8 protein-coding genes are annotated in these 9,982 nt (G+C 30.2%); 7 read left to right on the top strand and 1 reads right to left on the bottom strand.

Features of this window, described 5'->3' with window-relative positions; all coding sequences use genetic code 11:
• The first annotated feature begins 115 nt into the window (after positions 1 to 115).
• Positions 116 to 970: a tagatose-bisphosphate aldolase subunit GatY gene (gene gatY / locus VK071_01285; GenBank protein HLR33948.1), complete on the top strand. Its 855-nt coding sequence runs from the start codon at positions 116 to 118 to the stop codon at positions 968 to 970.
• 15 nt (positions 971 to 985) lie between these two features.
• Entirely contained in the window at positions 986 to 1,918 is a 933-nt protein-coding gene (pfkB, locus tag VK071_01290; GenBank protein HLR33949.1) for a 1-phosphofructokinase, read from the top strand.
• A 438-nt stretch (positions 1,919 to 2,356) separates the two neighbouring features.
• On the opposite strand, the gene VK071_01295 is transcribed toward pfkB, so the two are convergent.
• A complete protein-coding gene (locus VK071_01295; protein HLR33950.1) occupies positions 2,357 to 3,283 on the bottom strand; it encodes a LysR family transcriptional regulator in 927 nt (308 codons plus the stop codon).
• 383 nt (positions 3,284 to 3,666) lie between these two features.
• On the opposite strand from VK071_01295, the gene VK071_01300 reads away from it, so the two are divergent.
• The 5 genes from VK071_01300 to VK071_01320 form a co-directional block, all read left to right on the top strand.
• Positions 3,667 to 4,854 (top strand): M20 family metallopeptidase, encoded by a 1,188-nt coding sequence (locus VK071_01300; GenBank protein ID HLR33951.1) that lies wholly within the window; start codon positions 3,667 to 3,669, stop codon positions 4,852 to 4,854.
• A gap of 12 nt (positions 4,855 to 4,866) precedes the next feature.
• Positions 4,867 to 6,105, top strand: a complete 1,239-nt coding sequence (locus tag VK071_01305) for an SLC13 family permease (GenBank protein HLR33952.1) — start codon at positions 4,867 to 4,869, stop codon at positions 6,103 to 6,105.
• Between the two features lie 18 nt (positions 6,106 to 6,123).
• Entirely contained in the window at positions 6,124 to 6,984 is an 861-nt protein-coding gene (locus VK071_01310) for an isocitrate lyase/phosphoenolpyruvate mutase family protein (protein HLR33953.1), read from the top strand.
• A gap of 938 nt (positions 6,985 to 7,922) precedes the next feature.
• Entirely contained in the window at positions 7,923 to 9,065 is a 1,143-nt protein-coding gene (locus tag VK071_01315) for an ABC transporter substrate-binding protein (protein HLR33954.1), read from the top strand.
• Between the two features lie 90 nt (positions 9,066 to 9,155).
• Positions 9,156 to 9,982 (top strand): ABC transporter permease (locus VK071_01320; GenBank protein ID HLR33955.1); only part of this gene is annotated, 827 nt, incomplete at its 3' end.

The raw sequence follows: 9,982 nt of genomic DNA on the forward strand, positions 1-9,982 counted from the left end.
TTTTGCTAAAGATAGTTTATTAGACTACTGCAAAGACAATGATATAGATTGTATACCCTGGGAAGACTTTAGAGATATCAACAAAATAATTTTTGGTAAAGGAAGGTAGAATACTATGGATATAATTTCAACAAAAGAAATGCTATTAGATGGAAAGAAGAATAAGTATGCTGTTCCAGCCTTTAACATACACAATTTAGAAACTATGCAAGCTGTTTTAGAAGGGGCTTGGGAAATGAAATCTCCTGTAATACTTGCCACTACTCCTGGTACTGTCGATTATGCAGGAATGAATTATTTAGTTGCAATGGCAAAGGCAGGAGCTAAAGAAAATAATATTCCTATTGCCCTACATTTAGATCATTGTACTGATGTTGACTATTTAAAAAAATGTATATTAGCAGGTTATAAATCAGTAATGATAGATGCTTCATTAAAAGATTATGCAGATAATATTGGGATAACTAAAGAAGTAGTAGAATTTGCACATAAATACAATGTAACTGTAGAAGCAGAATTAGGTAGAGTTGGCGGTGAAGAAGATGATATAAAGGTTGAAGAAAAAGATGCAGCCTATACAGACCCTAATAGGGCCTTAGAATTCGTAGAAAAAACAAAAGTTGATTCTTTAGCAGTTTCTATTGGTACTGCCCATGGAGTATATAAAATAGAGCCAAAACTAGATTTTGAAAGATTAATAAAAATGAATGAAATAATAAATGTTCCTTTAGTACTACATGGAGCTTCAGGAATATCAGCTAAAGATATAATAAAGGCTGTAGAAAATGGTATTTGCAAAGTAAATATTGCTACAGAATTAAAAGCACCTTTTGCTGAAGAAGTTAAAAGGTTTTTCAAAGAAAACCCATTAGCCAATGATCCACGAAAATACTTAACTCCTGGTAAAGTAGCCGTAAAGAATGTAGTTATGGATAAAATTAAAATATGTGGAAGTCAAAACAAAGCATAATAGGAGGTAGTAATTTTGATTTTAACTATTACTTTAAATCCCTCTATAGATAGAAGGTATATTATTAATGGATTTGAAAAAGGCAGAATTTATAGAGTTAATAATTTTCAATATACTCCTGGTGGTAAAGGGCTAAATGTAACTAAAGTTGTAGAATCATTTAAAGAGCCTGTTATGGCTACAGGTTTTTTAGGTGGAAAAAGTGGTGAATATATTGAAGAAAGTTTAGATGTCGTGGGAATAAAACAAAATTTTATATCCATTAATGAAGAAACGAGAAGTTGTTTAGCTATCCTTTCTGATGATGATAGCCAAACAGAAATATTAGAAAAAGGACCATTAATATCTAAAGAAGAAACTTTAAAATTCTATGATATTTATAGCCATCTTATTGAAAAGGCAGAAGTAATATGTGCCTCAGGTAGTCTACCTGAAGGAATGCCAGCAGAAACCTATAAACATTTAATTGTAATGGCTAAAAAGCAAGGTAAAAAGTTTATTTTAGATACTAGTGGTGAAGCCTTAAAACAAGGAATAGAAGCTGGACCCTTTTTAGTAAAACCAAATAAAGAAGAATTAGAAAATTTAGTAGGACAGCCTGTAACTAAAGAAGAAGAAATTACTAACGCAGCTAAAATATTATTAGGAAAAGGCATAAAAATAGTTGTAGTATCTCTTGGGAAAGAGGGAGCTATAGCATTTTGTGGTGACCACAGTTATAAAATAGGGGTTCCAGAAATAAAAGTTGTAAACCCTGTTGGCTCTGGAGATTCGATGATAGCTGGTTTTGCAGTATCTTTACTTAGGGATTATAATTTAGAATCTCTATTAAAAATGGGTGCTGCTTGTGGTACAGCTAATGCAATGGAACCAGAAACAGGTAAAGTTAATATTAATAACGTAAAAAAAATAATGGATAATATTATAATTAATAAGAAGAAGATATAGAGAATCAGTTATTCATCCTGATTCTCTATATTTTTTCATACTGGTCCTCCTATAGAAGATTAATAGACTTTCCTCTTTTTATCTATTGGAAATCATTTCAAAATAGTGTAATTAATAATGATATAGAGTTTAGAACTGGAGGTAAAACATGTGTTTTGACAATAATGCTTTTACTAAAGATTGGATTATTTAATTATTTAACTAAAATAGAATATAATAAAGCTCTTATATTTTCTATAAGTGGTCTTTAACTGTATTTATATTTACTTTCATATATTTCAGTAGAAATAGAAGGAAAAGCTGTCTATGACAATATAGTATTAAATACAAGAACCATTGAATATACTGCCGAAGCAATATTAGATTTTGTAGACCGTTACGAATTAATAGGAATTATCCAATTTGATTAGAGCTTAATAGTATTATTGTAGTAATATATTAAAATGTTTTATAATTTTCTATAACGAAGTCAACAAATTTTCTCACATTAGTATTAGAATACTCTTCTTTTTTATATGCAATCATAAGAGGAAAATTATAGCTTGGTTCCCCTATAGAATAATAAAGAGGACATTCATCACTAATCTTTTGTCTATCTACACCAGATTCTGGCATAAATGTCAGGCCTAAACCTACTGAAGTCATACTTATTGCTGTACTCATATTTGAAACCTCTATAATTTCTTTTGGATTAATATTATGATATTTAAATATGTCTCTTGATATCTTGCCTAGTCTAAAGTTTTTCATTAAAAGAATAAACTTTTCATTTTCAAGATCCTTCATATCTATAACTAGATTTGTATGCTGTTCCTTATTAAATTTATAGTCCTGTTTTGCAATTTGTGAATTTCTTGGTACTACCAGAATTATATTTTCTGAATTTAATTCTTGGTATTCTAAACCTTCATTTGTTCCTGGGCCATTTATTACACATACGTCAATTTTATCTTCTAATACTAGACTCTCTAGTTTTGGGGAAACACCTTCTACGGGTATAACATCAATATTTGGGTGTTGTTTTATAAATTCAGGCATAATCTTAGGTAGGAAAATTGGTACTCTCCATGGTACAATTCCAATTTTTAATTCAGCTTTTTTATTACTTTTCAATAAAGCTAATTCTGACATTAAGTCATTTTTAAGCTCTTTATGCTTATAAATATATTCGATTAATTTTTCTCCAGCCTCTGTTACTTCAATAGGAGATTTTGATCTGTCAAAAATCTCTATTTCCAAGTTTTCTTCTAAATTAATAATGTATCGGCTCAAGGATGGTTGTGTAATAAATAGTTTTTCTGCAGCTTTTGAAAAGCTTCTTTGTTTTGCAATTTCCACTATATAATCGCCTTGAATTTTGCACATATAATCACTCCCTAACAGATTATAACATTGATGTTATAATGGGTATTACTTTTTTATATTGGATAACAAATTAATTATATGCTAAATTGGTTCATAACATATTAAAATTATTTAAATGTTAAGAAAACAATTTTCAAATAATTCTTATTATATTCAATTAAATTTATAAATAACTTTTCATACACAATATAAATTGTATATTATATACAGCACAGTATATAATAATCTTACTAATATGGAAATCTTAAGACGAGTTATTATACATAATATAAAATAATTTGACAATATGTCAAGGAAGAAATGAAAAGGAAATAAAAATAAAAATAAATGTGTTTAGAACACTAAAAAAGAAGTCTAAATACATTATATGAGAGGTGGTTTTTATGAATGGAAAAATCGATAATTATCTACAAGAAATACTCCCTGAATTAATTTCTTTGAGAAGAAAAATTCATAGGAATCCAGAAATAAGTAACTATGAAATTGAAACATCAAATTTCATTCAAAAAAAGCTCTTAGAAAATGGTATTGAAGCTGAAAAGATTGACTCCAGTACTAATGTAACAGCCCTTATTAAAGGAAGTGAACCTGGTAAAACTGTAGCATATAGAGCTGATATTGATGCTTTACCTATTGAAGAAAAAACTGGCTTGAGTTTTTCCTCTAAAAATGAAAACATTATGCATGCCTGTGGCCATGATATCCATGCTACAGTTCTCTATGGAACAGCCTTAACTCTTAATAAATTCAAAGATAATTTAAAAGGTAATATTCGAATTATATTTCAAAGTGGAGAAGAGAACTTTACTGGTGCTAAAGAAGTAATAACATCTGGAGTTTTAGAAAATCCTAAAATTGATTATATACTTGCTATGCACACATGGCCAGATCTTCCTGTAGGAACTATAGGATTAAAAAAAGGGTCAATGATGGCATCTAGTTCCAATATTAATTTTAAAATTACAGGAAAAGGTGGGCATGCTGCTCATCCTCACAGAGGAATTGATCCAGTTGTAGCATCGTCATATATAATTACGTCTATTCAATCTATAGTAGCAAGAAATATTGCACCTATTGATTCAGCTGTTATATCTTTTGGCAAACTTATAGCAGGTAATACATCTAATATAATACCAAATAGTGCATCTGCTGAAGGTACTGTAAGAACTTTAAGTTCTGAGGTTGATAAATATATTGAAGAAAAAATTAAATCTTTAATAAAATATCAAGCAGAAAGTTTTGGTGCTGTAGCAGATGTTAAATATGAAAATATTGCTCCTCCAGTAATTAATGATTCTCATATTATTGATATACTTAGAAAAAATTCGTCAAATTCAATTGGGCAGGAAAATATAAGGTGGTTAAATACCCCATCTATGGGAAGTGAAGATTTTGCTTTCTATTTAAATAAAGCTCCCGGTGCCCTTATTAGACTAGGTACACATAACGATACAGAAGATTCAAAGCTTCCACTTCATAATTCAGAAATTATATTTGATGAGAAAAGTATAGAAATAGGTGTAAAGTTTATGAGTAATTCTATAATTTCTATATTAAATAAATCAAAATAAAGGGGTGATTTTATGACAACACAAGCAATATTAGCAATTGTAGTATTTATTGCAGCAATTGTCCTATTAATTTGGAAACCAGTACATCCAATATTAATAGGTGCAGGCATTCCAATTACCCTAGCATTACTTGGAATTCTTGATGCAAAAGAAGCTTTTGCTGACTTTGCAAATACAACAGTAATATTTTTTATGAGTTTATTAGTTATAGGTGCTGCAATATTTAAAACAGGCCTTGCAGATTTAATTGGTGAAAAACTAATAGGTTTGTTAGGAACAAGTGAAAAAGGTATAATGATGGGTTCAGGTGTAGTAGCTGCAGGATTATCTGCTTTTTTAAATGATACTGGTACTACTGGTTGTCTTATTCCAATTGTTAGTTCTATGGCTAAAAAAGCAAAAATACCATTATCAAAAGTATTGATGTCACTAGCATTCTTTGCATCTCTTGGTGGATCTATTACTCTAATTGGTACTACCCCTCATATTGTAGCAAATGGTCTACTCGTAGATGCAGGCTACCAAGGCTTTGGTTTCTTTGAATTTGCAAAGATTGGTATACCTATTACTATTGCAGGTTTAATTTACATGTACTTTTTTGGAATAAAATTGATGCCTACAAAGGATATTGTTGAAGACAATCTACCAGAATTAGCTGAAAAAAATCCAAAGAAAATGATAATAGTTTCAGTTGTCTTCATATTTATTATATATTGTATGGCAAGTCAATTACTTCCTATGCATTTAGCAGCTGCACTAGGTGCATTATTAGTAGTACTTACTAATTGTATCACTGTAGAAGAAGCTGTAGATTCATTTAGTGTAACAACATTATTTCTAGTAGCTGGGATTTTCCCTCTAAGTAAGGCCTTAATAGAAACAGGGGCAGCTGATTATATTGTAGGAGGTTTGTCTACTCATTTAGATAATCTATCTCCAATATTGTTATATGCTGCAGTCTCCGGTATAACTATAATACTTACTCAATTTTTAATGAATACTTCATTAACAGCAATATTAGTTCCTATGGGAATATTAGTCGCCCAATCTGCTAATGTTGATCCAAGGGGAGTGGTCATGGCAATTGCTATATCAGCATCTGCTGCATTATGTACACCTTTTGGAACTGGTCCTAATCTTTTAGTTTGGGAAGCTGGCGGCTATGATTTTCAAGATTATATGAAAGCTGGTATTCCATTAGCCATAATATTCTGGATTATTACTACAATATCTTGTGTTATTATTTATTAAGTTATAGGAGATGATAGTATGGACAATAAAAAACTTTTAAGAAAAACACTAGATGAAAATGAATTTTTAGTTTTACCTGGAGTTTACGATTGTCTTTCAGCCAAACTAGCTGAAAAAGCAGGAGCAAAAACTGTCTTCCTTTCAGGAGGTGCATTATCCGTAGCTAATCTTGGAAAACCTGATATAGGTTTCCTTAACCTAGCTGAATTTTCTAACACCATTGAAAAAATAACCTCTACTATAGATATACCATTAATATCAGATGCAGACAATGGATTTGGTAATGCTATACATGTAGGAAATACAGCTAAAACTTTTGAAAGCTTAGGACTATGTGGTATGCAAGTAGATGATCAAGTACTACCACAAACTACGCCAACAACAAATAAAGAAGCTTTATCATGGGCTTTAACTGCTCCTAAAATCAAAGCTATTAGAAAAAATGTGTCTGAGGATTTTATAATAATTTTTAGAACTATTACTAATATGACGGATGGAGTAGATGAAGCTATCAATAGAATAAATAGGGCAAAAGAACTTGGTGCTGATTATGCATACGTAGATGGAATAAAGTCAAAAGAAGAGCTTGAAATTGTGGCCAAAAAATCTAAAATTAAACTTCTTATAAATATGAATGAAAAAGGAGTAGCTGCCAATCTTCCTATAGAAGATATTAAAAAACTTGGCTATCGAATAGGTCTATATCCAGTATCAACTATGGCTATAGCAGCTAAGTCAATGTATGATATGTTATGTGATTTAATAGAAGATGAACACACGTTAAAACATAGAGATAAGATGTTTAATCCAGTTGAAGTTTATAATATGATGGGTTTATCTACTTTAACTGAGGAATACTTAAAAATGTACGACGGATAAAATATAAAAACTCCTCTTAGCAGGTTTAATAACTAGCTAAAAGGAGTTTTTATATACTTTAATTTAGGTGGCAGTACTATAGTCTTACATTTTGTAATGCCATTGAAATATTTTCTATATCCTTTTTCATTTATAAATAATAGGAAAACTGTTTTCCCTAGTTTATAATATTTATGTCAATTTATTATTGATTATTACCAGATATAAATGTTAGCGAAAATAATTGTAGGAAAAAATATAAAAAGAATAGCTAGAATTATGAAATAAAATGCACTTATATCCAATTCACAGTGGCTTAATATAAGGTCTATAATAGGGGTTATAATGAATCTAAGGTATCTACAATATAGTTGAGAGAAAGTTTGATGATATAGCCAAACTAGAGATAGTAGTAAGTGACCTTACCTAATTAGCTTAGCACTATTAACATAATTATATAAAGGGATTAAGTTGAAGAAATTTTCATCAATATTAAATTTTGTGAAGCTATTAACTTCTATAATAGTAATGGGTTGAGCAAATTTATTCAATTCATTATTTCTACCACTAATTGAGTGTACTTCTTAAAAGTATCAGTTGAAATGACATCATAAACTGAAAAACTTATTAAAATTTTGTTAACATAATTTAAGGATAATCTATGGAAGAATAAGATCTGTTTTTTAAAGTTACTATCTAGATATAAAGAAGCTTTTAAGTTTGAAAATCTAAATGAATGTACGATATCAAACTTATTTGTAAGGCATACCTAAGGATACAAATATATATTTAGAATAGTCCTAACAATAAATTATACTTATAAACAATTTTAAAATATAGAAATATTTAATTAGACATAGTGTTTAATAATGTATATACTGATTGATGGTGTTTATACTAGATAGATTGTCAACTTATTAACATAAATATAATTAATTTATATAGGAGGGGAAATAAAATTGAGAAAAAAGGTAGTTTCTATTTTTATTGTATTAACGCTATTACTAAGTCTTTCCACGGGATGTGGCAAAAATGAAACAGAGAAATCAGTAGCTTCAAATGAAAGTACTAATAACAAAGGAGAGGTTCCTGTTTTAAATATGGCTTGGGATTTTGACCTACATGCAGGTGTTATGTTGGTTGCTGCTTCTAAAGGCGAGGAGTTTAAAGACTCAGGGATATGGTTAAAACCAGTTATTGAAAAAGAACAGTATGAACTTTATAAAGATGATAAAAATTTAGCCGTAATAAATACTATGGTTACTAAAGGTAGTTCAGAGTCGGCAGTAATGCTTGGACAAGGTAAACTTGATTGTGCCCTGAATTCTGTTACAGGTATGTTATCAGCAAAGGATCAAGGTACAGATGTACAAGTACTATGTCCAGTTCATGTAGATGGAATTGGTCTAGTATTTCCAAAAGGAATAGAATTAAATAATTGGGATGAAGTAGCAGAATATATTTTAGAATCAGAAAAACCAGTTAGGATAGGTTATCATTCACCAGTATCTGCTCCAAGGATTGTCATTGAAACAGCTTTAAGACAAGCAGATATAAAGGTTACAGAAAACCCTAATGATGTAGATGCTGATGTATTATTAGTTGATTTAAAGGGGGCAAAAAATTTATTGTCAGCTTTTCAGGGGGATCAAGTAGATGCATGGGTGGCGCCCTCTCATTATCCAGAGGCTGCTGAAGTTGAAGAGATTGGATCAATCGCTTTAAACCTAGATGAATTTCCACCAGAGGGACAATGGTATGATTTTCCTTGTTGTGTACTAGCAGGGAGAGCTGATGTAATATCTGAACACCCTGAAGTTTTTGAAGCGTTAGTAGATTTATTTACCTATAGTGCAGATTGGATAAATGAAAATGAAGATGAGGCAGTGGATATATTTGCTGAGATAATCGGTGTACCAGAAGAGGCAATTAAATCAGCATCCATAGTATATACAACACAGGTTTCAGATAAATGGTTAGAAGGAGTAGAAATTTATTACGATCTATTAAAAGAATTAGGTAAATTTGATGGAAAACTAGAAAAAGGTGAATTTGAAGATATAAAAGATGAGTTTTATAATTTTACCTTTTTAAAAGATTAATTATCGGAAAATAAATATCAATAAAGTACAAGAAAAACTTCTAATATTAATATCTAAAGGTTTTTCTTGTACTTAAATGGAGAGATTAGAATGAAAAAAGTTTTCTCAAGGATAGGAAAATCAATAGTTGGTCCCCTAATTGTTTTTATATTATGGATTTATGGGGCAAAACTAATCGACAATGAATTAATATTGCCTCAATTATCATCTGTATTGCAACATTTTACAAAGCCAACGAAGGATATGATAGGCTTAGGTTCTTTAGGGATTAATATTTTAATTAGTTTGATACGGGTTATGCTTGGTTATATTATAGCTCTTATAATTGCACTTCCCATTGGTATATTAATGGGATATAATGATACTGCTTATAAGATAATAAATCCATTATTAAGTTTATTTAGGCCTATTCCTCCGGTAGCATGGGTTCCTTTAGTATTAGCTTGGTTTGGGGTGTCAAGTCTTGCTACTGTTTTTGATATTGAACATGGAGTATGGTATACATATTTAAATAACTTTAAATTATCAATGATGTTCATTATATTTTTAGGAGCCTTTTTTCCCATTGTAACTAGTTCTATACACGGAATTAGACAAGTACCTGAAACCTTTATAGAATCAGCTAGGGTTTTAGGAGCCAGTGATTTTGATATTTTTTTTAAGATATTAATTCCGGGGGCAGCACCAACTATTTTTAATGGTATGCGTATTGGTCTGGGCAGTGCATGGACTAGTCTTGTTTCTGCAGAAATGTTGCCAGGAAGTTTGGCAGGTTTAGGCTATTTAATTACTCATGCCTACGAGTTGGCTAAAATTGATATGGTTATGGTTGGAATGATTACTATAGGTATTATTGGTGCACTATTGGATTTTAGCATAAGTTTTATTGAGACGCGAAAATTTATTTGGCTGAATAG

The organism is Tissierellales bacterium, from assembly GCA_035301805.1.
In the GTDB taxonomy this organism is placed as follows: Bacteria; Bacillota; Clostridia; order Tissierellales; family DATGTQ01; genus DATGTQ01.